This is a genomic window from Croceibacterium aestuarii (genome assembly GCF_030657335.1).
GTDB lineage: Bacteria > Pseudomonadota > Alphaproteobacteria > Sphingomonadales > Sphingomonadaceae > Croceibacterium_B > Croceibacterium_B aestuarii.
In genome coordinates this window covers 2062996-2088574 of record NZ_CP131039.1, presented here as the reverse complement: position 1 = coordinate 2088574, position 25579 = coordinate 2062996, and the positions used below count along the sequence as shown (strand labels likewise).

The following is a 25579-nucleotide window of genomic DNA, read 5'->3' as shown; positions in this document are numbered from 1 at the left end:
GCTACCGCAGGGGAGCGAGCGATGTCCGACAGCAAGTTTTCGCGCCGCCAGATCGTAGCCGCGGCAGGCGCGGTTCCGTTGGCGGCAGGTGCAACGCGCGCACTGGCGCAGCAGGCGAAAGGCACACCGCTCGCAGGCGATTTCGCTCTGCCCGATCCACCCGGGGAGCGAATGCGCTGGGCCGTCGTCGGCCTGGGAAACTTCGCGGTCGGCGAAGTCATCCCCGGCATCCGCCAATCGCGACATGCCCGGATGACCGCATTCGTTTCGGGCAGCCCGGCGAAGCAGGCCGATCTCGGCGCACGCTACGGCGTCGAGCGGTTCTACAACTACGCCGACTTCGACCGCATCGCCGACGATCCGGAAATCGACTGCGTCTACATCGTCCTGCCCGTCGGCCTGCACGCCGAATACACCATCCGTGCGCTCAGGGCCGGCAAGCACGTGCTGTGCGAAAAGCCGATGGCCTCGACCAGCGCGGAATGCGAGGCGATGATCGCGGCCGCGACGGCGGCGAACCGCCAGCTCGGCGTGGCTTACCGGATCCACTTCGAACCGACCAACCTGCGGGCAAAACAGCTGATCGAGGCGGGCGAGCTCGGCGACCTGCGCTTCATTTCGTGCGATCACGGCTTCAACGCCAATCCCGACTGGCCGCCGCACGTCTGGCGCCTGCAGAAGGATCTCGCCGGCGGCGGCTCGATGTACGACATCGGCATCTACGGGCTGAACACCTCGCTGATGATGATCGGCGACGATGGGCCGGCCGAAGTGAGCGCGACATATTCCTATCCCAAAGACGACCCGAGGTTCCGCGAAGTCGAGGGCGGGATCGACTTCCGCCTGCGCACGCGCAAGGGCCTCACGATCAGCGGCTCCTCTTCCTACTGCTGGAGCCCGTACATCTCCTCGCAGCGCTACATGGGTTCGCAGGCCTCGCTGTTCATGAAGCCGGCGACGACGTACGACGAGAACCACATCGTGCTCGAGGGCAACGGCCCGCAGCGCACGATCGGCGCAGGCGATCCGTGGGGCCAGTTCGCCGCGCAGATCGACGCCTTCAGCCTGGCGGCGCGGGCCAACCGGGCGCACCGCACCCCGGGCGAGATGGGCCTGCGCGATATCCGCATCATCGAGGCGATGTACCGCAGCGCGGACAGCGGCGGCGCCACCCTCGCCCTGTGACCTTGGCTTTGCCGCGTGCGGCACGCTAGAACCGGGCGATCAAGGGGAAAGGACGCCGACATGGACAAACGATTTATCCTGCCGCTTGCCGCGTTCGTGTTGTTCGCAGGCTGCCAGCAACAGGGCAAGGACGAGCCCGACGATTCGGTGGCCGAGCTGCCGACGCCGCATCTCGCCTCGATGCTGGCCCCGGACGACGTCCGGCAGGCGATGATGTCGCGTCCCCAGCTTGCAGTGCTCGACGTGCGCACGCCCGAGGAATTCGCCGCCGGCCACATCGCCGGAGCGACCAACCTCGACTACAAGAGCGAGGATTTCGCCGCGCAGGTCGCCGCGCTGCCCAAGGACAAGGACTACGTGGTCTATTGCCGCACCGGCCATCGCAGCAGCCTGGCACAGGAGGCAATGCGGACCATGGGCTTCCGGCACGTCGCCAACATGGCCGGCGGCATCACCGCCTGGCGGGACGGCGGGATGGCGGTCGCCCGCTGAGATGCGCGCGCTGATCGCGGCGCTGGCGCTGCTCGCGGCCCCGGCGGCGGCGCAGACGGCAGCCGATCTCCACGCTGCCGAGCGCGAACGGTTCGGCTATGGCGAGCTGCGCGCCGGTGCCGATGGCAACAATCCCGATGCACTCAACGCGGCCAATTACGACGAGGCCGAGGTCGGCGACCTGCCGCTGCCGCCGCTGTTCACGGCAGACGCGCAGCGCACTCCCGCAGGCTGGCCCATTCGCCGTGCCGAGCTGGCGCGCCTGGTCGAGGACAACTGGACCGGTCGCATTCCCGAGAATGTCGCAAGCTTCCGCCTAGTCTGGCGCAAGGAAGTCGTCGCGCGGAGCAGCGACCGCACGGTCGAACAATGGATCGGCCAGGTCGTCGCGCCCGATGGCGCGATGGGGCCGACGGTCGATGCGACGATCACCTTCCCGCCGGGCAAGGGCCACGCCCCGGCGCTGATATCCTACAGCTATATCTGGCCGGGCGGGCGGGTGCCCGATTTCGGCGGAGCGCCGCCGCCCGACGCCGTCAGCCAGGCGCTGCGCCACGGTTTCGCCTATGTCGAATATCGCCCGCAACTGCTTCAGCCGGACACCGCCGCGACGATGGCGGACGGGATCATCGGCCTCGCCCGCTGGCCGCGTGCCGAACACGACTGGGGCGCGCTGCGGGCCTGGGCCTGGGGCGCGAGCCGCTTGCGCGAGGAGCTGGCGCATGACCCGCGCATCGCTGCAAAGCACATCTCGCTGACTGGCCACTCGCGCTTCGGCAAGGCCGTGCTCGTCGCCGCCGCGTTCGATCCGCAATTCGCCGATGCGCACGTCTCGAGCAGCGGCGCAGGCGGCGCCAAGATCATGCGGCGCGATTTCGGCGAGCGCTGGGAGAACCTCGTCGGCAGCGGCGAATTTCACTGGCTGACCCCGGCGGCCATGCGATACGCGCAGGCCGGCCATTCCGTGGCCGAACTGCCCGTCGACGCGCATATGCTGATCGCCCTGCGGGCACCGCACCCGCTGTTGGTCACCTCGGGCCGGGCCGACAAGGGCGATGCCTGGGTCGATCCGCGTGGCATGTGGCTGGCGACGATGGCCGCGCGGCCGGCCTGGGCGCTGTACGGCTCAGGCACGCCCGATGGCGCCATGCCGCCGCCGCTCGGCAGCGCGGACGAAGACTTCCCGCTCGGCTGGTACCAGCACGACCAGGGCCATGTCCCGTGGCCGGCCTACGAGGCGTTCTATCGCCACGAGGCCCGCTTCGCCGGGACCGGGCGCTAATCAGCCTTTCATCTGCCGTACGGCCGCTTCGAGCTTTTCGCGGCTGTTGCCGTGCTGCTCGATCAGTTGCTGCGCCTGTTCGATGCTGATGCCGTTCTGTTCGGCAAAGAAGCGCACTTCGTAATCCTCGCCGCCCGCGACCCGGGCCCGATCCTGCGCTCCCACGTTGGACTTGTCGTCTGGCATGTGATGCCTCCTTTCATAGCTCTAAACTTGCGCGATTCGCCTCGGTTCCGCATTCCTGCGCCTCAGTCCGACCGGAGGCCGGATTGCGAAAAGGCCCAGCGCGCCCCACATCTTTCTCCAGGGGGGAGTCGCCATGCTCGAATGGATTGTCGCCGGCGCGGTCTTCGTGGTCGCCCTGATGCTGCTCCCGCGCCTGCTCGCCCGGGCCAAGGACGGGACGAAGAAGGGCGGCGGGGGCATGATGGTGGCGCTCGGCCTGATCTTCGCCTCCGCCTTCGACCCGGCGCGCGCCGCGGCGACCGAGGAGCTCGATCGCCGCAAGGACGCCGAGGGCGAGGACGAAGGCGAAAGCGGCGGCGAACCCTGAAACGGCCCGCCGCCGCCGATCGTCAGAAGGTCTTGTTCAGGTTGACCGCCAGCTTCCAGTCCTGCGGCAACTGGATGCCGTTGAGGTCCTGAATCAACGGCACCGAAACTTCGGCGCCGATCTGCGGCGGACTCGCCCCGCCGACGGGCAGGACCCAGTTGATACCAAACCCGGCGGTGACCGTGTCGCCGCCGTAGTTGGCCTGGCGGTCGGGCGGCGCGGCGTGGTTGTGGCCGGCATTGTAGTGCCCCTCGACCGGCCCTTCGCTCAGGTATTCGAGCCGCAAGGTCGCGCCAACGTCGGCAGCCAGCCGGTAGCTGGCCCAGCCGGTGGCGCGGAAGCTGTCGCCGAAACTGAAGCCGCTCTCGTTTTCCTTGTCGGTCTTCCAGCGATAAGCCGCCTGCGCGCCCCACCCGAACGCGGCGTCGCGTCCGTGCACGGTCAGCGAGGGATCGAGATCCCAGGTCCCGCCCCCCGGCTGCATCCCGTAATGGACGAACGAGCCGTCTGGATTCTTGAGGTCGACCGCTCCGGTCGGAACCCAGACGCCGAGCGTCGCATGCGCTCCGAAACCAGGCTTGCGGGCGAGGCGATAGGAGGCCGAGACGAAGGTATCGCCGAACCCTTCCGAGCCGTGCGTGTGCGTATCGCCGTAGCCGAGCGTCATGTGACCCGCGTGGCCGCCCATGCCGCCCATGCCCGCCATCGGGTCGATCCCGACCATCGTCATGCGGTGCCACATGTACATCGGCATCACCATGAAGGTGACCTTGTCGTTGGGCGCGTACATCAGGTCGAGCATGACCATGTCCATGTCCATCGACGCGGCCCGAACGGTGTACCCCGCGGCGAGGATATCGGCGTCGGAGATCTCGTGCGTACCCGACTGGTTGGCGCCGGAATTGCTCGCGTGTTCGTAGCGCAGGCCGACCATGATTTCGCCGCCATCGTGCATGTGGTCGGCCATCAGGCCGGCCGCAGGATGGAGCAGCGGGGCGTCGACGGTAATCTCGTTTTCGGCATCGCCGGCGTCCTGCGCCAGCGCCGCGGAAAGCGGAGTGAAGGCGGTCAGCGCCAGCGCGCTGCCGCAAAGCAGTCTGTTCATTGTGGTATTCCCGAAAATGTCTGAAGGAGTGCCCCACCACGCGGCGGGACGACGTGTTCAGGCGATCGCGGGAGGCGCCCTCGCCGGCGGGAGTTGCCGGGTGGCGCTGGCCAGCGCGAAGGGCGCCTCGCTGCGCGTGAACGCTTCGGCCACCACCCGCGATAGCGGCAGGAACGGGATTTCCGGCGGGGGCGTGGCATGACCCGCCACGGCAAATGCGCAGGGCTGCGGCTCGCCGTGGCCCTTCTTGTCGTGCCCCATCCGGTCGTGATTCATCCGGCCGTGCTGGTCGACGTGCATCTCACTCAGGGCTGGCGGGGCCATGCCGGAATGACAGATGGTGATCGCCAAAGTGCCCGGCGCAGTGCTTTCGGCCATGTAGCCCTGCGGAATCGCCGCGCGCACCAGCAAGGCCGCCAGCAGCAGCATCAGGGCGAAGCCGCGCTTCGCCCGAACAGGCAGCGATTCCCTCATCTCTGGCGCCGATATGCCGCCCGCGCTGTCGGCACAAGCCGCGATGCGGCTAGGCGCGCGTCTTCCCCTGCCCGGCGAGCAGCAGGGTCAGTCCGGCCACGGCCAGTGCGCAGGCGGCCATGGCCAGGAACGCCGGAGTATTGTCCCCCGCCGTGCTCTCGCGCACCCGGCCGAGCAGGTCGGGCCCGACGAACCCGCCGAGCTGCGACAAGGCGTTGATCCAGGCGATGCCGGCCGCGGCAGCCGCGCCCGACAGGATCGCAGTCGGCATGGTCCAGAAGATCGCCAGCCAGGCCATCGCTCCGGTGGCCACCAGCGCCAGCGCAATCACCGAAACGACCGGCGAATGGGCGGCAAAGCTCAGCATTAGCAGTCCGGCGAACGACAGCATGATCGACAATGCCGCGTGCCAGCGCCGCTCGCCGGTGCGGTCGGAGCTGCGCGCGATGAGGACCATGGCGATCGCTGCCACGCCCCACGGGATCGCGGTGACGAGACCGACCTCGAGATAGGCGCGCTTGTCGATCCCCAGTTCCTGCACCAGCGTCGGCATCCAGAAGTTGAGCGTGTTGTTGATGATCGCGCGCAGGAAATCGGCCAGTGCGAAAGCCCAGATCCGCCAGTCGAGCAGGACCGCCCTGAGCGCGGTGCGGTGCCCGGCCCCGGCCCCGGCCTTGGCCGCCTGGTCCTCGGCCAGGCGGTCTTCGACCAGAGCGAGCTCACCAGCGCTCAACCAGCGCGCGCCACGCGGGCCGTCGGGCAGCTTTGCCAACACCACCAGTCCGAGCGCGATGGCGGGGAGCGCTTCAAGCAGAAACAGCCACTGCCACCCGCGCAGCGCGGCCGAACCATCGAGGAATTCGAGGATCAGCCCCGAGACCGGCGCACCGACCGCGCTGGCCAGCGGAATGGCGATAATGAACAGCGCCACCGCATGCGCCCGTCGCCGCGCCGGGAACCAGTAGGTCAGGTAGAGGATCACGCCGGGAAAGAAGCCCGCCTCTGCGACCCCGAGCACGAAGCGCAGCAGGTAGAAACTGAACTCCGGATCGGTCAGCCCTAAAGCCGGCGCCAGCGGCCCCCAAGTCAGGTGGCCGAGGAACACGAAGGCGGCCGACACCGCGCCCCAGGTCAGCATGATCCGGGCAATCCACTTGCGCGCCCCGACCCGGGCGAGGACCAGGTTGCTCGGCACTTCGAACAGGAAATAGCCGAAGAAGAACACCCCCGCCCCGAACCCGTAGACCGCGTCCGACAGACCGAGCTCGCCGGCCATCTGCAGCTTGGCGAAGCCGACGTTGACCCGGTCGACGATGGCCACGAAATAGCCGGCGAACAGCAGCGGCAGCACGCGGCGCGCGATCTTGCCGTAGGTCGCGTCTTCGAAGCCCCACCCGGCGAGCCGGTCCTGTCCCTCCATCCCTTTTCCCCCTGAATTCTCCGCTATCCCGCCGCCTTGACGATCTCCGCCCATGCCGCCTCGTCGATCACTTCGATCCCGAGTTCGGCGGCTTTCTTCATCTTGCTGCCGGCGCCCGGGCCGGCGACGACGAGATCCGTCTTCGCGCTGACCGAACCTGCGGCCTTGGCGCCGAGCCGTTCGGCCTGCGCCTTGGCCTCGTCGCGGCTCATCGTTTCCAGCTTGCCGGTGAAGACAACCGTCTTGCCAGAGACTTCGCTAGCCCGGGTCTCGACGACGTAGGGCGGCGGCGAGACTTCGGACAGCAAATCGTCCCATACAGCCTTGTTGTGGTCCTCGTGGAAGAAGTCGCCCAGCGCCTCGACCACCACCGGGCCGACGCCGTCGATGCTGGTCAGTTCGGCTGCTGCTTCCTCATCCCCGGCATGGGCCTTCTCGGCCAGCGCGCGCAGGGCCGGCAGCTCGTGAAACCGCTTGAGCAGGTCGCGCGCGGTGACCGCGCCGACGTGGCGGATGCCGAGACCGAACAGCAGCCGCGCGGCATCGGGTTCGCGCTTGGCCTCGATGGCGGCGAGCAGGTTGTCGACCGACTTCTCCTGCCAGCCCTCGCGGCCGAGCATGTCTTTACGGTGATCCTTGAGGCGGAAGATGTCGGGCGGCCCCTTGTCGAGCCAGCCCAGCTCCAGGAACTCGGCGATGCTCTTCTCGCCGAGACCCTCGATGTCGAGCGCGGCGCGGCTGACGAAGTGGCGCAGGCGCTCGAACTGCTGCGCCTTGCACACCAAGCCGCCGGTGCAGCGCACGTCGACCTCGCCTTCCTCGGCCACCGCCTCGCTGCCGCACACCGGGCAGTGGTCGGGGAAGCGGTAGGGCGGACGGTTCTCGTCGCGGGTCAGGTTTTCGACCACTTGCGGAATGACGTCGCCCGCGCGCTGGATGACGATGCGGTCGCCTTCGCGCAGGCCGAGCCGCGCGATCTCGTCGCGATTGTGCAGCGTGACGTTGTACACGGTGACGCCGCCGACGAGCACGCCCGAAAGCCGCCCGACCGGCGTCAGCTTGCCGGTACGCCCGACCTGGATGTCGATCCGTTCGAGCGTCGTCTCCGCCTGTTCGGCCGGGAACTTGTGCGCCAGCGCCCAGCGCGGCGCCTTGGCGACGAAGCCGAGCCGTTGCTGGTAGGCGAGGTCGTCGACCTTGTAGACCACCCCGTCGATCTCGTAGCCGAGTCCCGCCCGGCCCTCGCCGATGCTGCGGTATTGCTGCAGCATGTCCTCGGTCGAATGGCACAGCTTCAGCTGCGGCGAGGGCACGAAGCCCCAGTCGCCGATCTGCTGCATGACCGCGTGCTGGCTCGCGCCTGGCACCTCGGACGCCGCGCCCCAGCCCCATGCGAAGAAGCGCAAGTTGCGCCGGGCGGTGACCTGAGGATCCTTTTGCCGCAGCGATCCGGCCGCAGCATTGCGCGGGGTGGCGAACTGGCGCACGCCGGCGGGATCGAAGGCCTCGCCCTTTTCTTCCGCCGCCCGGCGCGCGTCTTCCATCAGGCGTTCGTTGAGCGCGGTAAACGCCTGTTTCTCCATATAGACTTCGCCGCGCACCTCGAACACCTCCGGCGCCTTGCCGGGCAGTTCCCGGGGAATGTCGGCGACGAAGGCGACGTTAGCGGTGACGTCCTCGCCGACCTGCCCGTCGCCGCGCGTCGCAGCGCGCACCAGCTTGCCGTTCTCGTAGCGCAGCGAGCACGACAGGCCGTCGATCTTGTCTTCGGCGGTGAAGGCGAGCGGGGCATCGTCGGCGCGGTTGAGGAAGCGCCGCACGCGGGCGACGAATTCGGCCACCTCCTCGTCGGAGAAAGCGTTGTCGAGGCTCATCATGCGAACCTCGTGCGTCACTTTCGACAGCGGCGAGGCGGCGACCTCGTGCCCGACCTGCCGCGAGGGTGAATCCGCGCGCACGAGATGCGGAAAAGCCTCCTCCAGCTCGGCATTGCGCCGCACCAGCGCGTCGTATTCGGCGTCGGTAATCTCCGGCGCATCCTCCGCGTGGTAAAGTTTGTTGTGATGCGCGATGGCCCTGGCGAGCCGCATCAGCTCGTTGGCGGCATCGGCTTCGGATATGTCGGGAGGATTCGCGGCCATGGCGCAGCTATTGCCCGAACCGGCGCGGCTTTCCAGCCTCCTACATGCGTTCCTTGAAACCCTTGCGGATCAGCCACCAGTTTGTCGGATAGGCGGTGCAGAAACCCGCGAGCATGGCGAGCTGCATGGCAAACCAGAATTCGGGCGTGTTCACGTGCGCCACGCCGCCATAGTCCGGCCTGAACCAGGCGAATTGAATCAGCGCCATCAGCCCGTACATCCCGACCTGCCACGAGGTGATCGAGAAAAAGTCCGCCTTGGCCGCGGCGACCACGCCCTCGCCGGGCGAGAGGTCGCGCATCGGCACGATGGTGAAGTACTGAAAGCCGACTCCGATCGCGAAGGCGACGATGTAGTCGACGATCCACACCGCGAAGATCTTCTCCCCGAACAAGGACTGCCAGCCGAACCAGACGGCGATGGCGGGAAAGGCGAAGGCGGACCATTCGGCAATGATGTCCCCGAGCGAGCAGCCGGCGCCGCAATGGCTCGCACCCTTGGCGACCGCGGCCCAGAACGGCGGGTCCTGCTCGGGTATGCCCTCGCCTCTGGGCCGTCCGAAGCGCCAGTAGAGCCACAGCCACAAGGGCCCGCCGAACAGGCAGGTGAGCGGCCAGACGAGCCCCATGATCCACATCTTCTGCGGATGGCGCGCGATATCCAGCGCCGCCACGGCGGAGCAGGCGAAGCCGATAATGAGCGAGACGATCGAGAGGGTGTGCAGCCAGGATGGAAAGTCGGGGTGCGGCATAGCCCACCAACGAGGTTTTTCGGCTCGGGGTTCCGCTACTGTATTCTCCGTCTCAGCTTGGCCAATAGATCTTTGTCAGGGGCAAGAGCGTGCGCCCCCTGTCATCGAGATCTTCGTATTGCTCGATAAGAGCCCGGGCCAAGCCGTCGAGATTCATCAGATGAGTAACTGTGGCTGCACGCTCGGCCTCGTACTGGGCTTCACGCGTGAACCCACCAGTGCTTACGTATAGGCCGCGATCATCGGCATGTCGGCCACCGAGAAAAGCTCGCACTTCGGGCGCGCCCATCGGACCTCTACGGTGCTTTACTTCAACAACAATTCTCGGTGGTTCAAATCCGAACCCGTCCCGGGACGCTATAATGTCTCTTCCTCGATCTGAGCCGGCCGGAGACACCATTGTTCGATAGCCCAATGCGCGGAGCAATGCTGCCACGAGTTCCTGCATCTCGTCCCAGTCTAATCGTAGAATTCGGTCTTTTATCAACTCGACAGCTTGGTCTTCGATGTCCGCAAACGGGTCAGCAGTTTCTAGAGCGATATTATCGTCCGGCAGTCTTGCATTCTCGACCTGTGTGCCTGAATCGCCATTCGAAGGCATGCTCCCCAAGCCTCGCAAGACCTCCGCTGCTGCCGGCTCGGGAAGCTTGAAGAGCGTCATGATTGCGCCCAGCGAATTCCGGGTTCCCGCGCTGAGCGAATCCCGAGCGACTTCGCCAAGCCACCTAACACTTCGGGTAGTCGGCAGGCTCTCTATTCGATCCGGCTGGAATTGCGGTGCGCCAGCTATTTCACCCACGTGATAGATACGATTCGAAGGGTCGTAACAAACAACCAAATCGCCAATCTCGACCTCGTGCAAGAAGCGCCAAACTTGTCCTGCTCCAACCTGGTTTTGGCGAGGGGTACGATCTGAAAAGACATTGTCGAAGTGATCAATCAGTTCGCGCTTTGATTTCGCTAGCGTGTGGTCGCCCGCCTGTGACCAACCGATTGCGACGATGCTTTCTGCAACAAAATCGTCGATGAAGGCGCTGGAACGCCCCGCCATAATTTTCCAAACAGTTTGCACGACTGCCCCCGTCGGTAATCTCTCCGCCAGACTACTGGAAGAGCGTGAGAATGTTCTTCCATTATCATGACGTTGGCATCACCCAAATAGCCTCCACTCCGCCATCGCAAGGCACTCCACGAAAGATCGGTGGCGCTCCCAATCTCTTGAAGGAGCAACAATAGGCCCTACTCGGCACGCATGATCTTCAGCAGCGCCGCCTCGTTCGCCTGATAGACCGGGTCGCCCGGGGTGATGACCGCGAAGTGGGATGCGCCCGCATTGACGTGCACCGTCAGCCGGGCGCCGCCGGCGCGAACGGCCGCCTGGGCCGCCTCGGGCGCGGGCGGCATCTTCGCCATTTCGAAACGAACCTCTTGCAGCATGGGCGGGTGGCTGCCGGGCGCGATCGCGGCATAGCGCGCGGGCACCTGGCGGGGCGAGCCGCCCATGAACGGATCGACCGCGCCGAACTGGCACAGCGTATCGAACGCGCCTCGCTCGGCCCCGACGTCAGCCGGACCGTCGAATACGATCGCGGCGCGCGCCTCGAGCGGAGGCCGCGCACCGACCGGACCGTCCGCGCCCTGTTCCGCCGCGAGCCACTGCGCGGGGGTTGCCCCAGCCGAGTGACCGACCAGCGTCACCCGGTTGCGGTCTATCGGATACCTGGCCGCGACCTCATCGATCAACGCGGCCGAAGCCTGCCAGTCCTCGAACGAACCGGGCCAGCCGCCGCCGTCGCCGACCTCGCGGTAGTCGACGTTGAGCGTGGCAATTCCGAGCTGCTGCCAGCGCGTCGCCAGCGGCGCCATGTAGGCCTGCGTGGCGATGCCCGCTTTCCAGCAGCCTCCGTGATAGAGCACTGCCAAGGGGAACGGCCCGGCCCCCTCGGGCATGCGCAGCTCGGCAAAGGCACGCTTGCCCTCGCCGTAGCGCAGCACTGCATCGGGGGTGTCGGGCGCGAGATGGGCGTCGGCGCCCCAGAGATTCTCGCCGGCGTAGGTGTCGGGCGCCTTCACGCCAACACACGAAGCAACCGCGAACAGGACCGGCAGGGCGAGCGCATGCTTCACACCCCCTCGAGCAGGCGATCCGCCTGGGCCCGCGCCTCGCTGGTGATCTCCGCACCCGAGAGCATCCGGGCGATCTCTTCCTGCCGCCCGGCGGCATCGAGCAGTTCGACCGAGGTGCGGGTGACGATGCCCTCCGACGATTTGGCGATCATGTAATGCGTGGTGCCGCGCGCCGCGACCTGCGGGCTGTGCGTCACCGCGAGCAATTGCCCGCCGCCGGCCAGCCGCGCCAGGCGTTCGCCGATGGCGCTGGCCACCGCGCCGCCGACCCCGCGGTCGATCTCGTCGAAGATCACCGTCGCCGCCCCGCCCTGCTCGGCCAGCGCGACCTTGAGCGCGAGGATGAAGCGCGACAGCTCGCCGCCGCTGGCGATCTTGCCGAGCGGGGCAAAGTCGGCCCCGGGGTTGGTGGCTATGAGGAATTCGACCGCATCCATTCCGTGCGGGCCCCAGCGCTCCTCGGGCAGTTCGGTGACGGCGGTGCGGAAACGCGCGGAATCAAGTTTGAGCGGCGCCAGTTCGGCGGCCACCGCCTCGTCGAGCCGCAGCGCGGCGGCAACGCGGCCCGCGTGGAGCGCCGCGGCGCGGGCGCGGTAAACGTCGCAGGCCGCCCGCTCGGCTTTCTCGAGTTCGGCGATGTTGGCATCGCCAGCCTCTATCGCGTCGAGCGCCGCGCGCATGTCGCGCATTTTCGCCGGCAGCTCGTCGACTTCGCAGCGATGCTTGCGGGCCAGCGCGCGAAGTTCGAACAGCCGCGTCTCGATACGGTCGAGTTCGGCCGGGTCGTGGGTCAGCGCCTCGGCGGCGGCCTGGAGCTTGTCCTCGGCCTCGCCGGCCTCGATCACCGCGCGGTCGAGCGCCGCCAGCGCCTCGGCCAGCATGGGATGTTCGGCGGCAATCCGGTCGAGGCGGCGCGCCGCTCCCCGCAGGGTTGCGAGCGCGGAATCCGAACCGTCCCATAGCAGGCGCAGGTCCTCCAGATCGCCTGACAGCCGTTCGCCCTTCTGCATGTCGGCACGCGCCCCGGCGAGCGCTTCCTCCTCACCCTCCTGCGGCTCGATGGCGTCGAGTTCGGCGAGGTGAGCGATCAACAGATCCTGATCGGCCTTGGCCTGCTCGATTGCCGCGCGCGCCTCGTCCAGCGCCGCTTCGGCCTTGCGCCAGCCCTGCCACGCCGCCTCGACCCCGGCCACATCGCTTGCCGCATAGCGGTCGAGCAGCGCCCGATGCCCACGCGGATTGACCAGTCCGCGGTCGTCGTGCTGCCCGTGCAGTTCGACCAGCGCCGGGGCGAGCTCGCGCAGCAGCGCCACGCCGACCGGCTGGTCGTTGACGAAGGCCTTGCTGCCCCCGTCGGCGCGCACGCTGCGGCGGATGATGAGGGGCTCGCCGGGCTCGATCTCGACCTCCGCCTCTTCGAGCGCCGACCGAACCGCTTCGGGCAGCTTTGAAAATTCGAAGGTGGCGGTCACCCCCGCCTTGTCTTCGCCGGCGCGGACCAGCGCGGTCTCGGCGCGGTTGCCGAGAACGAGGCCGAGTGCATCGAGCAGAATCGACTTGCCCGCCCCGGTCTCGCCGGTGAGCACGCCGAGCCCGCCGGCGAAGGCCAGGTCGAGCGCCTCGATCAATACGATGTTGCGGATGGCGAGCCGGGTCAGCATTCGCGCCAAGCATTACGTCTCGCCAGCGCGGCGCGCAACGCTGTGTGCTCGCCAGTCCGCAACGAACCCGCGGACGAAGACAAACCGATCCCGCCAGCAGCAAGACACGGATTAGCTTGCGACAAAACCGGCGAAGAAACCAAATCTTAACGCCGCTCTGGTGTGGTGTGGATAACCGGTGGGAACTTGGGGATCGCGGCAGTGACAGTCCTGGTAATTCGTACGCACAAGCGGTTCGCCGTTCGCCGCTCGGTCACGCTGCGCGGCGGTCCGCCGAAGCGCCGCGGCGGATTGATGATCGAGCTTTCGACCGAGGGCTGCCGGATCTCCAATGCGGATTCGCTGGCCTACACTATCGACCAGGAAGTCGTAGTCGAACTCGACGACGGCGAGACCTTACCCGGCTTCGTACGCTGGGCACACGATGGCTTCGTCGGGGTGCGCTTTGCGCGCGCGCTGCGGCGCGACGAACTCGCCAGCCTGCTCGAAGTCAGCCGTCCGCCCGAATACCGCGCCGCCGTCGCCTGAGTGCGGCGAGCTAGCCCCCGGCGATCAGCTCGGGCTTCTTCTTCTCGATCAGCGCGTAGGCGCGGTCGTACCACTTGCTGCCGGGGTAGTTTGCGCCGAGCACGGCGGAATACTTCTTGGCTTCGTCGGGCAGGCCGAGCGCCAGGCTCGTCTCGGTCAGGCGGTATAGCGCCTCGGGCGCGTGGCTGGTGGTCTGGTAGTCCTTGACCACGTTCATGAAGCGGATCTGCGCCGCGATCCACTTGCCGGTGTTCTCGTAGAACCGACCGATCTCCATTTCCTTGCCCGCCAGGTGGTCGTTGACGAGGTCGACCTTGAGCCGCGCGTCGGCGGCATAGCGGGTCGCTGGATAGCGGCGCTGCACTTCCTGGAGCGCGGTCAGCGCCTGCTGTGTGATGCGCTGGTCGCGATCGACGTCGCTGATCTGTTCGTAATAGCTGAGCGCGATCAGGTAATAGGCGTAAGGTGCATCCTTGTTGCCGGGATGGATCGACAAGAAGCGCTGCGCGCCCTCGATTGCCTTGTCGTAATCCTTGCGCACGTAATTGGTGAACGCGCCCATCAACTGGGCCCGGCGCGCCCAGGGCGAATAGGGATGCTGGCGCTCCACTTCGTCGAACAGCGCCGCGGCGACCTTGGTGTCGCCCTTGTCGAGCCGTTCCTTGGCTTCGGAATAAAGCGATTCCACGTCGCGCGCGACATAGGCGGTATCCCCGCCCTTGTTCTTGCCCTTGAATATCGAGCAGCCGGACAGCGCCAGCGCGGAGAAGGACACCAGGATTACGGCGCGATGCGCGCTGGAAAGCTTGCGGAGCATGGAGCGCCCTATACCCAGCCCGCCCATGAACGCCAAGTGAAGTTGGCGCAGCTTTGCCCGGCCCGCTTTTGCCCCGTGCTGGCGGTCAGATGAACGGCGCCCACGGATTTCATTGCAATCCGGTTCATATTGCCTCTCCTAAACCTGAACGCTGACCCCGCCGATGCACTCCAGGGGGAGCGCTGCGGTGGAGAACGGCAGGTAAAGGAGCCCACTCGCATGAACCATTTGACCAGGATCGCCGCCATTTCCGCCGCCGCGCTCGGCCTCGCCGGGGGCAGCGCCGCGCTCGCCCACCACTCGTTCGCCGCCGAGTTCGACCGTAACAAGCCGATCAAGCTGGAAGGCTCGGTGGTCAAGTTCGAGTGGGTCAACCCGCACTCGTGGATCCACATCAAGACTGCCAACGGCCAGACCTGGCGCGTCGAGGGCGGCGCTCCCTCGGCGCTGCTGCGCCGCGGCTGGAACCGCAACTCGCTGCCCGCCGGCACCAAGATCATCGTCCAGGCCTTCCAGGCCCGCGACGGCGACACCCGGGCCAGCGCCGCGGAAATCAGCTTCCCCGACGGCCGCGAACTCTCGCTCGGCAACCCGACGACCGAAGCGGTCGCCGCCGCCGCCAAGCGCGCCGAAGGCAACTGAATCCCCTCAGGTTCGCACGGAACCTGACAGCGAAGGCCCGCGAGTTTTGGCTCGCGGGCCTTTTTTCCTTGTCCGAGCCATGTCAGGAAGCGCCGCGAACGAGGAGAACCTGGACCCATGACATTCGACGATCCGGCGGTGCAAACCGTCTTTGCCGACTACGCCGCGCGCCTCGAAGCCGATCACGAGAAGGCCCGCGAGATCGGCGCGGAAATGTTCGCCCGCCGCGACGAGTTCCTGCTGCCGGTCGGCGAGGAGGCGGCATGGCTGCTCCACGCCCTGATCGTCGCCCGCAGGCCCAGGCGGATCTGCGAACTCGGCACGTCGTACGGCTATTCGACCCTGTTCCTCGCCGAGGCTGCGCGCCAGGTCGGCGCGCAAGTCGTGACGATGGAACTCGCCGATTACAAACAGGCCCACGCCCGCGCGCAGCTCGAACGCGCGGGCCTCGCGCAATACGTCGACTTCCGCTGCGGCGATGCGCTCGACCTGCTGGCGCGGGACGACGGCCCGTGGGACTTCGCCCTGCTCGACATCTGGAAGGATCTCTACGTGCCCTGTTTCGAGGCGCTCTACCCCAAACTGTCCGAAGAGGCGGTGGTCTGCACCGACAACATGATCGCGCCCGAGGGCGCCCGCCCCAACGCGCGCGCCCTGCGCGATGCGATCAATGCCAAAGGCGATCTTCAGACGACATTGCTACCGGTCGGCCAGGGCATCGAGCTCACGGTGAAATGGAGCGCCGGTAACGCCAGCCTGTAGCCCAGCGGTCAGCCTGCTGCGACCCTGTCCTGCGGCATTTCCGTCTCATCGCGGCTCCGGTGCGGCGCGGCGAAACCGAACCCGGTCCGCACTTCGCGCGCGGTGAGGGCCTTGCTGTAGAGCCAGCCTTGCGCGTTCTCGCAGCCCAGCCCGGCGAGGCGGTCGCGAATGGCTGCCGTCTCCACGCCCTCGACCGTAATCGGCAGTTTCAATCCCTTGCCCAGCGTCGCCACGGCCTGGACCAACGCATTGCTCGCCCCGCCCTGCTCCAGCGCCAGGATGAACTGGTGATCGATCTTGATGCGGTCGAACGGAACCGCCTGCAACTGCGTGAGCGACAAATAGCCTTTGCCGAAATCGTCCACCGCAATGGCGATCCCGGCGTTCTTGAGGCTGGCGATCGTCGCCATCGCCGCGTCGAGGTCGGCGAGCAGGCACCGTTCGCTGATCTCGAGTTCCAGCCGCCCCGCCGGAAAGCCGGTCAGCGTCAGTACCTGCAGGATGCGCTGAGCGATCATCGGGTCGGTGAACTGCATCGGCGATACGTTGACCGCGATCTTGTATTCGCCGGGCCATTCGCGGGCGATCTCGAGGGCCTTCTCCATGACCATCAGCGACAGGTCGGAAATCATGCTGGTGTCTTCGGCCACGGCGATGAACTCGCTGGGCTCGAGCATGCCTTTTTCGGGATGGAGCCAGCGCGCCAGCACTTCGAACCCGACCACGTCCTCGCTCGCCAGGTCGAGGATCGGCTGAAAATAGGGCACGAATTCGCCGGCCCGGACGCCGCGACGGATGTCGGCCTCGAGCTCGTTGCGCAGGATCAGCTCGCACTCCATGGCGCCGTCGAAGAAGACGTGGCGATTGCGCCCGAGCCGCTTGGCTTCGTACATGGCGATATCTGCACGCTTGAGCAGCTCGCTGGAATCCTGGCAGCTCCTTGTCCGCATGGCGATGCCGATCGAAGCGCCGATCACTGCAATGATGCCCTTTACGCTGACCGGGGCCTGCAACGCCGCGATGATCGCTTCGGCCCCGGCGGCAAGCTCGCCCCTGTCGATGCCCGAGCCGGCGAAGAACACGGCGAACTCGTCGCCTCCGAGACGCACGCAGCTGGCGTGCGGCGGGCTGACCTCGCGCAGCCGCTGCGCCGCGATCGTCAGCACCGCATCGCCGACAGCATGACCGTACAGGTCGTTGACGCGCTTGAACCGATCGAGGTCGAGAAGGAACAGCGCGCACCGCGTCCCGTTCGCCTGGCATTCGGCGATCCGTTCGCGCAGGTAGCGGCGGTTGAAGAGGCCCGTGACCTCGTCGATGTAGGCCAGGTCGTGCGCTCGCGACAGGGCCGCGTCACGCTCTGCAAAGGACTGCTTCAGGTCGGTCGTGCGCTTCCAGGCGAAGATGACCAGCGCGATGTCGAGCAGAAAGCCGGTGATCTCGTGCGGGCGCAGTTCGCTCGCGGCGTGCTCCCCGGCCGCGATCAGCGGCAGGATGCGCGCGCCCGTGTAGGCAAATACGGCAATGGCAAACATCGCGACCGTGCCCGTGAGCCAGCGCCCGTCGCTGGAATTCCCGGTGTCGGGTGCGATCGTATCCGGTCCCCCGACCATTGCGATCTCCCGTGATTCCACACCGGGAAACTAGGGCGGCGGGGTGTATAATCGGTTAAGCTTTTGAAAATGGCGTCTTGGGTGAAAGTACGTAAGGTGAGGGATCACCAGCGCGCCGGAAGGCACCGGCTTTCCCCGCCCTATTCCCAGAACGCCACGCTGCGGCACTCGATGCTCTCGCGCACGTTGGCGTTCGCAAAGGTCGGGTCGATGAAGGCCGTGTGGGGGCAGCGCCAGGTCAGCGAATGATCGCTGTCGTGGAACTTGAACAACAGCGCGTCGTCGGCGCTCATGTTGGAGAAGTACCACCAGCGCATCGCCGGATTGTAGCTGAAGATCGAGGCCGCGATCATCTTGTCCTCGCCCTCGATCGGCCGCACGGCTTCTTCTTCGCTCGGGAAGTCGTCGACGATGAACAGGGTGTTGGACTTCTCCTCGCCGCCGAAGCTGGTGCGTCCGTCGCACAGTGCCAGCGGCACGTCCTGCGGCGGAGGCGAGAAGGTGCGCCAGTAGCTGGTGATGAGGAAGCGCTTGAAGCCGGGCCCGTCGGGAAACCGGTCGCGATAGGTGTTCTCGGCCATCATCCGCGCCGTGGCCGTATTGAGATCGACATGCGCCTCCCCCGCCGGGGGCTGGATGCCCCCGCGATGCTGGTAGCCTTCGACCTTCTTCGCCGACTGCTGCGAAAGATCGGCCGAGGTGCGGATCATCCACCCCCGCGGCACCACCTTGTCGGCTCCGGTCAGCTCTTTCACATGCCGCTCCACCTCGGCCTCGTAGAGCCGCTCGACCATTTCTTTGTCGTGAAAATCGGTCACCGCGCTTGGCTGAATGGCGATGCGGAAGCCGTGCACGTCGAGTTCGAAGTGGTCGCGGATCGGCATGCCGTCGCGCACCGTCACTTCGTGGTCGGAATAGGTTCCGGTGTTCATCTCCTTGCCCGCACTCACATAGCGCCGGGTCAGGAAATCCCCCTCGTCGACGAAGCGGATCGTCGTGCGCACCTCGCGCGCACCGTCCTCGACGTCGTCATGCGGGATTGCGGCGGTGGCCATGTTTATCGTCCTCTCCAACGTTCATAACGCTCGTTACGATAATGCCACGACGCTTCGGTTGTGCAACCCGTCTCGGCGGGTTTGCTCCGCCTGCCCTGCGGCCCGCGGAGCCACTAGGTACTTTTCCCGAGTCTGCTCTTAGTCCGTCTCGAACGCGGAAGTGTGAAGCAAAAGAGGGGTTTGCGAGCGGAGGCCGAACGATTGCGTCACGAAGGGCATCTGGAGGGCCTGGCTGCCGAGAACGCGCGGATGAGCCAGGAACTCGAGCGCCTGCAGGAGGCGCTCGAGAACGTGCGCCATGCGCTGTGCGTGTTCGACCACGAGGGGCGCATCGCTTATTGCAATCGGCGCTATCCGGAGGTCGTCGGTCTGCCGGCCGAAAAGATCAGGCCGGGCCTTGCGGTTCGCGAGCTGATCGGCATGGCCATGGAGGCCGGCTACTACGATCCAAGCCGCACGGTCGAGGAAATCGAGGAGGAATTCTGGCGCAATCTGGCCGATGATGGCCCCGACCGGGGGAGAATCCGCCGCAACGGCCGCACTTATGTGGTGCATCCGGGCCGTACCGCGAGTGGCAATCTCGTTGCGACATTCGAGGACGTCACCGCCCAGGAGGCGGCCGAGGCGGCGACCCGGCAAAGCGAAGCGCGGCTGAGCGCGATACTCGAAGCGTTACCCGATTGCGTAAAGATCTTCGACGCGCAGGGAATCCTTACCTACATCAATCCCAAGGGCCTCGAGCTCATCGAGGCCAGCGACCTCGAAGCCCTGAAGGCTTCGGACCACCTGCCCATCTCGCCCGACTATCTTGCGGAGGCGATTGACGTACATACCCGCGTAATGGCCGGCGAGACGGTTATCTGGACTTACGAGATACTGGGCATGAAGGGCACGCGCTATCTTTGCGAGGCGCGAGCGGTGCCCTTCCACTTGCCCGACGGATCGCGCGCGCACCTCTCCATCACTCGCGACATGACCGAGCGGCACGAGGCGGATGTGGCGTTGCGTCGCAACGAGGAACGCTTGCGGCTGATCCAGGACGGCGCCGGCCTCGCCGATTTCGAGAACGATTGCGGCGAAATCACCCACTGCTCCGATCTGTTCTTCGAACAGGTCGGGCTGCCGGTGGGCGACGGCACTATCTCCATCTGGCAATGGCTCGATCTGGTCCATCCCGAAGATCGCGACAGGCTGAAGCGCGAAATGGAAGAAGCGCGCGACAATGCCGATGCCTTCGAAAACACCTACCGCATCATCCGCCCCGACAATGGAGAGGTGCGTTGGATCGCGTGCCGCACCAAGCTCCTTCGTGACGAGAACGGCACGGCTATCCGGACAATCGGTTCGCACCGCGATATTACCGAGCAGGAACGCAGCCACGAAGCGCTGCGCCTGAGCGAAGAGCGCCTGCAGCTCGTCAAGGAAGTCTCCGGCCTGGCCGACTTCGAAGCCGGCCTGGAAGGGGTCGTCCATATCTCGCAGGCATTGATCGATCAGCTCGGCCTGCCGCCCGGTACCGAACGCCTGTCGTACCCGGAACTGAACCAATATGTTCACCCCGACGACCGCGAGGAACTCACGTCGGCCTTCGTTTCGAGTCTGGACAAGAGCGATACTTTCGAACGCGAATTCCGCATCCACCACGGCGTCACCGGCGAGATGCGCTGGATCCACAGCCGTACGATGCAGGAAAGAAACGCCGAGGGCCGGACCCTGCGTACGATCTGCGTCCACCTCGACATCACCGACCGCAAGCTGGCCGAAGAGGCCCTGCGCGAAAGTGAAGAGCGTTTCCGCCTCGCCGCGGAGGCCGCCGGCCTGGGCGTATGGGATTACGATGCCGCGCGCGACCAGCGCGAATGGTCGGACCGGCTGCGTGAAATCTTCGGCATTGCGCCAGATGCGCCGTCGCTCCGGGAAACGGCGATGGAGTGCATTTTCCCCGCCGACCGCGACCGGTTTGCGGACCGCCTCGAGAGCCTGATGTCCGGCCGCCAGGAGCGGTTCGAAGACACCTTTCGGATCACGCGCGCCGACGACGGGCGCGAGCGCTGGGTAACCTTCAACGGCTGGCGCGCGCGCAAGGGCGACAGCTCCTCCTCGCGCATCATCGCCACCGTGCGCGATGCAACCGACGAGAAGACCGCCGAGGCACGGATCCGCTGGAGCGCGCTGCACGATCCGCTGACACGTCTCGGCAACAGAGCCCTATTCCAGGAGGAACTCGACAACGCGATACGCGCAGCGCGCGCGAACGACATGCAGGCCGGCGTGCTGCTGCTCGATCTCGATCACTTCAAGCAGATCAACGATTCGCTCGGCCATGACGTGGGCGATGCCTTGCTCAAGATGATCGCCGAGCGGCTGCGCGAAAGCCTGCGCAAGAGCGACACCGTCGCGCGGCTCGGCGGCGACGAATTCGCCATCGTGGTCCCGCATCTCGCCGACGCGCAGGACCTCGTGGCCCTCTCGCAGACCGTCCAGGAAAGAATGCGCGCCCCCTTCGTGCACGGCGGCCGAATGCTCGATTGCCGGGTCAGCGCGGGCGCGGCGATATATCCCGCGCACGGACAGTCGGCCCACGAAGTGCTCAAGAATGCCGATCTGGCGCTCTACGCCGCCAAAAGCGGCGGGCGTTCGCGGCTGACGATCTACGAACCGGCCATGCGGCAGGATCTGCAGCGCCAGCTCAACATGGTCAGCCTCGCGCGCGACGCGGTCGCCGAGGATCGCATCATCCCCTACTATCAGCCCAAGCTCGACCTGGTCACCGGCGCGGTGCGCGGGTTCGAGGCGCTGTTGCGCTGGCGGACGCCGGCCGGGCGCATCGGACAGCCGGCCATGCTCGCCGCCGCGTTCGAAGACCTCGAGGTCGCCGCCGCCATCAGCGATCGCATGATCGAGCGCGCCATCACCGACATGCGCGGGTGGCTCGACCGCGGCATCGACTTCCATCACGTCGCGGTGAACGCCTCGGCGGCGGAATTCCGGCGCGACAATTTCGCCGAGCGCATTCTCGAGAGCCTGCGACGCCACGCGATCCCCACCCGCTGCTTCCAGATCGAGGTCACCGAAACCGTGTTCCTCGGCCGCGGCGCCGAATACGTGCACCGGGCGCTGGCGCTGCTCAACACCCAGGGCGTGCGGATCGCGCTCGACGACTTCGGCACCGGCTATGCCTCGCTGCGCCACCTCAAGCAGTTCCCGGTCGACATCATCAAGATCGACCAGAGCTTCGTGCGCGACATGGAAATCGATCCGGGCGACGAGGCCATCGTGCGCGCCGTCATCAACCTCGGCCGCAGCCTCGGCATCCACGTCGTCGCCGAGGGGATCGAATCGCCTAGCCAGGCAGAGCGCCTGCTCTCGCTCGGCTGCGACTACGGCCAGGGCTTCCTGTTCTCCAAGGCCGTCCCCGCCAAGCGCGTGCCCGCGCTCGTCTCGCACTGGCAATCGGCCGGGTCGCAGAGCTGGAGCGCGTCCGCGCGCAAGGCGCTGCGGCTGGTCGCGGGCGGCCGCTGACCGGCGGCCGGCGCGGGCGCGACGCCGCCGCGCCCCCCGCGCTATTTGATTTCGTCAACCCGGGGCTGGCGCAGCGCCGCGGGCGCGGTTATCTCCGCCGGCGCAACAGGGGAGAGAATCTGCATGAGCGCACTGCCGCCGACCGTCGACGACCGCGAGATCTGGGACACCTGGCTGTCCATGTTCAAGCTGCCGATTCTCAACACCGCGCTGGCGGTGGGGCTGTTCCCGGCGATTTCCGACAGGGGCCTGACGACCGACGACCTCGCGGCCGAGCTCAAGGTCGACGCCCGCGCTCTCGCCATGCACCTCGCCGCGCTGTGCGCCATGGGCTACGTCGAGAAGCGGCTCGGCACGTGGCGGGCGACGAGCCTGGCGCGGACCTGGTTCCACCCCGAGGGCCAGGGCAACTGGAGCCACTTCTTCGACGCCATGGACCGCAACGAGCACCTTCGCGGCCGCCTGCTCGAATCGCTGCGCACCGGCAAGCGGCCCGAGAGCGGCACCGACCGGCGCCCCGCCGGGTGGGAAGACGGCACGATGCCGCAGGAGGTGGCCGAGAACATCGCCCGCTTCATGCAGGCGCACAGCCAGGCCCCCGCGCTCGGCGCCGCGCGCATGCCGGTGTGGGGCGAGGTCGAGCACCTGATGGACGTGGGCTGCGGCAGCGGGGTCTACGGCATCGAGATCGCCAGGGCCCACCCGCACCTCACGGTCACGCTGATGGACCTCAAGGAGGTCGCGCACGAGGCCGGCAAGTACGTCGCCAGGGCCGGCGTCGGCGAGCGGGTCGGCACGGCCAGCGTCAACATGTTCACCGAGGAATGGCCCTCCGGCCCCGACGCGCACTTCTTCTCCAACGTGTTCCACGACTGGAGCGACGCGACCTGCCTCGACCTCGCCAGACGCAGCTTCGCGGCGCTGCCCTCGGGCGGGCGGATCTTCCTCAACGAGATCCTCATGCACGACGATTACACCGGCCCCTACCACGCCGCCGCGTTCAGCCTGCTCATGCTCACCGGCACGCTCGGCAAGCAGTACAGCCTCGCCGAATTCGCCGCGATCCTCGAAGCCGCCGGCTTCACCGAGGTCGCCGCGCAGCGCACCGGCGGCGGCTATTACAGCCTCGTTTCCGCCCGCAAACCGTAGAAACAACTTTCCTACAGCGCCCGATGTGTTTCACCGGGGCGAGTCCCGTTCACCGATCAAGGACTCGCCCCATGACTCGCCGCAAAGACCCCGCCGAAACCCGCGTCCCCGTCGGGCCCGAAGACCTCCCCGCCTTCACCCCCGTGCCGGTCAAGCCGCGGCACGACGGCTGGACCCCGGCGCGCCAGAAGGCCTTCATCGGCGCGCTGGCCGACACCGGCAGCGTCAGCCGCGCCGCGCGCTACGTCAACATGAGCCCCGAGGGCGCATACTACCTGCGCCGCCGCCCGGGTGCGGAAGGCTTCCGCCGCGCGTGGGAGGCCGCGCTCGATCTCGGCGTCCAGCGCCTCAAGGACATCGCCTACGAACGCGCCATCGACGGCCAGCTCTCGCCGGTGTTCGTCGCCGGCAAGCTCAGGGGCTTCCGCCGCGTGCGGAATGACCGGCTGCTGATGTTCTGCCTCAGGATGAACGCCCGCGACGAACGCGGCAAACGCCTCGCCGCGAGCTACTTCGATCCGGGCGCCTCCCGCCTCCACGGCGGCACGGGGGATGTGGTCTACCCCTCCTCAAGCAACGAAGTGGTAGGACTGACAAAAACGTCCTCAAGCAGCGTAGCGGTAGGACGGACAATAACGTCCTCAAGCAACGAAGTGATAGGACAGACAAGCATGCCCTCAAGCAGCGTAGCGGTAGGACAAACCTACACCATCCCCGCCCTCACCCGCGCCGAGAAGGACGACATGAACGCCGCGATCGTCGAACACTTCGCGCCGGTCGACATGAGCCTGGCGGAGATCGAGACGATGCAGGCCCAGCTCGCGGAAATCGCCGCCCGCAAGCGCGCCGAGCTCGACGGCCCGCCCGAACACAACGAAGACACCGCCTTCCTCGAACTGCGCAGCAGCGACTGGAAGGAAGCCGGCGAGCTCGAAGGGCTGGTCGAGGTCGAGGACGAGCTCGAGCAGTTCAACGAAGACGAGGACCACTGGCGGGATCTGGATTGGGCGGACGATGGGAATGAAGGGGAGGAGGCCGCCTAGCACCGCCCTTCAGGGGCGACGTGGATGGGGCACAACCACAGCGGGCCGCGAGAGGGGCCGCCACCCCGGCGGCGCCTCACCCCGCCCGCCCCATCCCGGCAGCGCCTCACCCTGCCCGCCCCCATCCCGGCAACGTCCCGCCCCGCCCACCCCCTCGTCATCCCCGCCGCTCCCTCGTCATCCCCGCCGCTCCTCGTCATCCCCGCGCAGGCGGGGATCCAGCCAGGCCAATGCGCAATCCGGAGTCGCGCTCGCGCGCGAATGGCCAAGAGTGGATGGCCGGGCGAAGCTAAATCGCGGCTTCCTCCATCAATGCTTGAAGCAATTCTCCCGGTGCCACCCCAGGAACGCCGGATGCGGCCGCAGCGCGGCCCGCTCGGGGGCGAGCGCCCTGCCCGTCTTGTTGATGATCGCCTCCACGCTGGGATAGTCGTTCACCTGCCGCGAGATCATGATGTCGAGATCATCCGAAAGGCCGATCAGCCCCCGGTCGAACATCCAGTGCGCGGTGCCCGACAGCGCCAGCCCGTTGCGCACCGAGTCCGGTCCGCCGCGCTCCACCGGGCGGATATGCGCCGCCTCGGCCTCCGCCCGGCCCCCGCCGTTGATGAGCTTCCACCCGGTGACCGCGCAGCGCGCGTCGTAGGCCTGCAGCACCGCGCGGCGGAACGCCCGGTCGCGGAACGGGCGATTGACCAGCGATTGAATGATGGGCCGCTCAATCTCGAACGACACCTGCGGGTCCTGCACGCGGTCCAGCGGAGCCAAGTCGCCCACACGCGGCAGCGTGTCATCCTCGGGCAGCCCGGCGTTGACGATCCGCGCGAAGTCCAGCCGCGACAGCGGCCGAACCGCCGCCTGCGCCCGGCCCGAGATCGCACCCGCCTCGTTGAGCACCCCGCGCTCGATCGGCCCCTCGGAGCCGCTGAAGGGAACGGGATCGACGAAGTCGAGATAAGTCCCCGGCTCGATCAGCGCGAGGAACATGCCCGGCGCGGTGGGATCGGGGATGATCTTTTCGACCCGGGCGACGGCAAAGTACCCGCGCGAATTCCTGACCTTGCGCGGCTCGAGATAGACGATCCAGTCCGCGATGCAGGGCTCGGCGCGGGTGAAGTACTGCGCGGGGAATTGATAGCGCTCAGCCGGGATGTCGTCGTAGATCGAGTCCGCTTTGTGCATGAAGAGGCAGTGCGGCATGCCACCCCCCTTTGCTGTGGCCCTCAGATAACAGAACCTCCGCGTCGGAGGAGAAGC

23 protein-coding genes are annotated in these 25579 nt (G+C 66.9%); 10 read left to right on the top strand and 13 right to left on the bottom strand.

The window, feature by feature from the left end; genetic code table 11:
• The first annotated feature begins 21 nt into the window (after nt 1-21).
• Genes Q7I88_RS10280 through Q7I88_RS10270 form a run of 3 tightly spaced genes read left to right on the top strand, consistent with a single transcriptional unit; the run spans nt 22 to nt 2959 of the window.
• On the top strand, nt 22-1185 hold the full coding sequence (locus tag Q7I88_RS10280) for a Gfo/Idh/MocA family protein (RefSeq protein WP_305095827.1): 1164 nt from the start codon (nt 22-24) through the stop codon (nt 1183-1185).
• Between the two features lie 60 nt (nt 1186-1245).
• Nucleotides 1246-1677 (top strand): rhodanese-like domain-containing protein, encoded by a 432-nt coding sequence (locus Q7I88_RS10275; protein ID WP_305095826.1) that lies wholly within the window; start codon nt 1246-1248, stop codon nt 1675-1677.
• A gap of 1 nt (nt 1678) precedes the next feature.
• On the top strand, nt 1679-2959 hold the full coding sequence (locus Q7I88_RS10270; RefSeq protein ID WP_305095825.1) for a glucuronyl esterase domain-containing protein: 1281 nt from the start codon (nt 1679-1681) through the stop codon (nt 2957-2959).
• On the opposite strand, the gene Q7I88_RS10265 is transcribed toward Q7I88_RS10270, so the two are convergent.
• The gene (locus tag Q7I88_RS10265) at nt 2960-3145 is read right to left on the bottom strand and encodes a DUF3606 domain-containing protein (RefSeq protein WP_305095824.1); all 186 of its coding nucleotides are present in this window, start codon (nt 3143-3145) and stop codon (nt 2960-2962) included. It abuts the gene before it with no gap.
• Between the two features lie 133 nt (nt 3146-3278).
• Here Q7I88_RS10265 and Q7I88_RS10260 point away from each other — a divergent pair, with 133 nt between their 5' ends.
• Complete coding sequence (locus tag Q7I88_RS10260) at nt 3279-3512, top strand: hypothetical protein (RefSeq protein WP_305095823.1); 234 nt, start codon at nt 3279-3281, stop codon at nt 3510-3512.
• Between the two features lie 22 nt (nt 3513-3534).
• Here Q7I88_RS10260 and Q7I88_RS10255 read toward each other — a convergent pair whose 3' ends face one another.
• The 8 genes from Q7I88_RS10255 to recN all read right to left on the bottom strand — a co-directional run bounded on the left by Q7I88_RS10255 (nt 3535) and on the right by recN (nt 13191).
• Nucleotides 3535-4617: a transporter gene (locus Q7I88_RS10255; protein WP_305095822.1), complete on the bottom strand. Its 1083-nt coding sequence runs from the start codon at nt 4615-4617 to the stop codon at nt 3535-3537.
• Nucleotides 4618-4674: 57 nt separating this feature from the next.
• Nucleotides 4675-5091 carry a DUF2946 family protein gene (locus Q7I88_RS10250; RefSeq protein WP_305095821.1) on the bottom strand — a complete coding sequence of 139 codons (417 nt, stop codon included), beginning with the start codon at nt 5089-5091 and terminating at the stop codon, nt 4675-4677.
• A 49-nt stretch (nt 5092-5140) separates the two neighbouring features.
• Entirely contained in the window at nt 5141-6511 is a 1371-nt protein-coding gene (locus Q7I88_RS10245) for an MFS transporter (protein WP_305095820.1), read from the bottom strand.
• Nucleotides 6512-6534: 23 nt separating this feature from the next.
• Nucleotides 6535-8652, bottom strand: a complete 2118-nt coding sequence (gene ligA, locus Q7I88_RS10240; protein WP_305095819.1) for an NAD-dependent DNA ligase LigA — start codon at nt 8650-8652, stop codon at nt 6535-6537.
• A 40-nt stretch (nt 8653-8692) separates the two neighbouring features.
• On the bottom strand, nt 8693-9403 hold the full coding sequence (locus Q7I88_RS10235) for a DUF4396 domain-containing protein (RefSeq protein ID WP_305095818.1): 711 nt from the start codon (nt 9401-9403) through the stop codon (nt 8693-8695).
• 52 nt (nt 9404-9455) lie between these two features.
• Nucleotides 9456-10475, bottom strand: a complete 1020-nt coding sequence (locus tag Q7I88_RS10230) for a restriction endonuclease (protein ID WP_305095817.1) — start codon at nt 10473-10475, stop codon at nt 9456-9458.
• 167 nt (nt 10476-10642) lie between these two features.
• Nucleotides 10643-11530 carry an alpha/beta hydrolase gene (locus Q7I88_RS10225; RefSeq protein ID WP_305095816.1) on the bottom strand — a complete coding sequence of 296 codons (888 nt, stop codon included), beginning with the start codon at nt 11528-11530 and terminating at the stop codon, nt 10643-10645.
• Nucleotides 11527-13191 carry a DNA repair protein RecN gene (gene recN / locus Q7I88_RS10220; RefSeq protein ID WP_305095815.1) on the bottom strand — a complete coding sequence of 555 codons (1665 nt, stop codon included), beginning with the start codon at nt 13189-13191 and terminating at the stop codon, nt 11527-11529. Before recN ends, Q7I88_RS10225 begins: the two co-directional genes overlap by 4 nt.
• Before the next feature lie 201 nt (nt 13192-13392).
• Between recN and Q7I88_RS10215 the strand changes: the two genes are divergently transcribed.
• A complete protein-coding gene (locus tag Q7I88_RS10215; RefSeq protein WP_305095814.1) occupies nt 13393-13719 on the top strand; it encodes a PilZ domain-containing protein in 327 nt (108 codons plus the stop codon).
• Between the two features lie 10 nt (nt 13720-13729).
• On the opposite strand, the gene Q7I88_RS10210 is transcribed toward Q7I88_RS10215, so the two are convergent.
• Nucleotides 13730-14536 carry an outer membrane protein assembly factor BamD gene (locus Q7I88_RS10210; RefSeq protein ID WP_305095813.1) on the bottom strand — a complete coding sequence of 269 codons (807 nt, stop codon included), beginning with the start codon at nt 14534-14536 and terminating at the stop codon, nt 13730-13732.
• A 219-nt stretch (nt 14537-14755) separates the two neighbouring features.
• Here Q7I88_RS10210 and Q7I88_RS10205 point away from each other — a divergent pair, with 219 nt between their 5' ends.
• Nucleotides 14756-15178, top strand: a complete 423-nt coding sequence (locus Q7I88_RS10205; protein WP_305095812.1) for a DUF6152 family protein — start codon at nt 14756-14758, stop codon at nt 15176-15178.
• Between the two features lie 117 nt (nt 15179-15295).
• On the top strand, nt 15296-15940 hold the full coding sequence (locus Q7I88_RS10200; protein ID WP_305095811.1) for an O-methyltransferase: 645 nt from the start codon (nt 15296-15298) through the stop codon (nt 15938-15940).
• An 8-nt stretch (nt 15941-15948) separates the two neighbouring features.
• Here Q7I88_RS10200 and Q7I88_RS10195 read toward each other — a convergent pair whose 3' ends face one another.
• Together Q7I88_RS10195 and Q7I88_RS10190 are read right to left on the bottom strand one after the other, a co-directional pair.
• Nucleotides 15949-17553 (bottom strand): putative bifunctional diguanylate cyclase/phosphodiesterase, encoded by a 1605-nt coding sequence (locus tag Q7I88_RS10195; RefSeq protein ID WP_305095810.1) that lies wholly within the window; start codon nt 17551-17553, stop codon nt 15949-15951.
• 140 nt (nt 17554-17693) lie between these two features.
• Nucleotides 17694-18608, bottom strand: coding sequence for a CmcJ/NvfI family oxidoreductase (locus Q7I88_RS10190; RefSeq protein ID WP_305095809.1), 915 nt, complete (start codon nt 18606-18608; stop codon nt 17694-17696).
• A gap of 162 nt (nt 18609-18770) precedes the next feature.
• Between Q7I88_RS10190 and Q7I88_RS10185 the strand changes: the two genes are divergently transcribed.
• From Q7I88_RS10185 to Q7I88_RS10175, 3 genes are all read left to right on the top strand, one after another.
• Nucleotides 18771-22130: a sensor domain-containing protein gene (locus Q7I88_RS10185; RefSeq protein ID WP_305095808.1), complete on the top strand. Its 3360-nt coding sequence runs from the start codon at nt 18771-18773 to the stop codon at nt 22128-22130.
• A 123-nt stretch (nt 22131-22253) separates the two neighbouring features.
• A complete protein-coding gene (locus Q7I88_RS10180) occupies nt 22254-23279 on the top strand; it encodes a methyltransferase (RefSeq protein ID WP_305095807.1) in 1026 nt (341 codons plus the stop codon).
• Nucleotides 23280-23350: 71 nt separating this feature from the next.
• Nucleotides 23351-24322: a hypothetical protein gene (locus Q7I88_RS10175; RefSeq protein WP_305095806.1), complete on the top strand. Its 972-nt coding sequence runs from the start codon at nt 23351-23353 to the stop codon at nt 24320-24322.
• A 309-nt stretch (nt 24323-24631) separates the two neighbouring features.
• Here Q7I88_RS10175 and Q7I88_RS10170 read toward each other — a convergent pair whose 3' ends face one another.
• The gene (locus tag Q7I88_RS10170; protein WP_305095805.1) at nt 24632-25522 is read right to left on the bottom strand and encodes an HNH endonuclease; all 891 of its coding nucleotides are present in this window, start codon (nt 25520-25522) and stop codon (nt 24632-24634) included.
• Nucleotides 25523-25579: the final 57 nt, after the last annotated feature.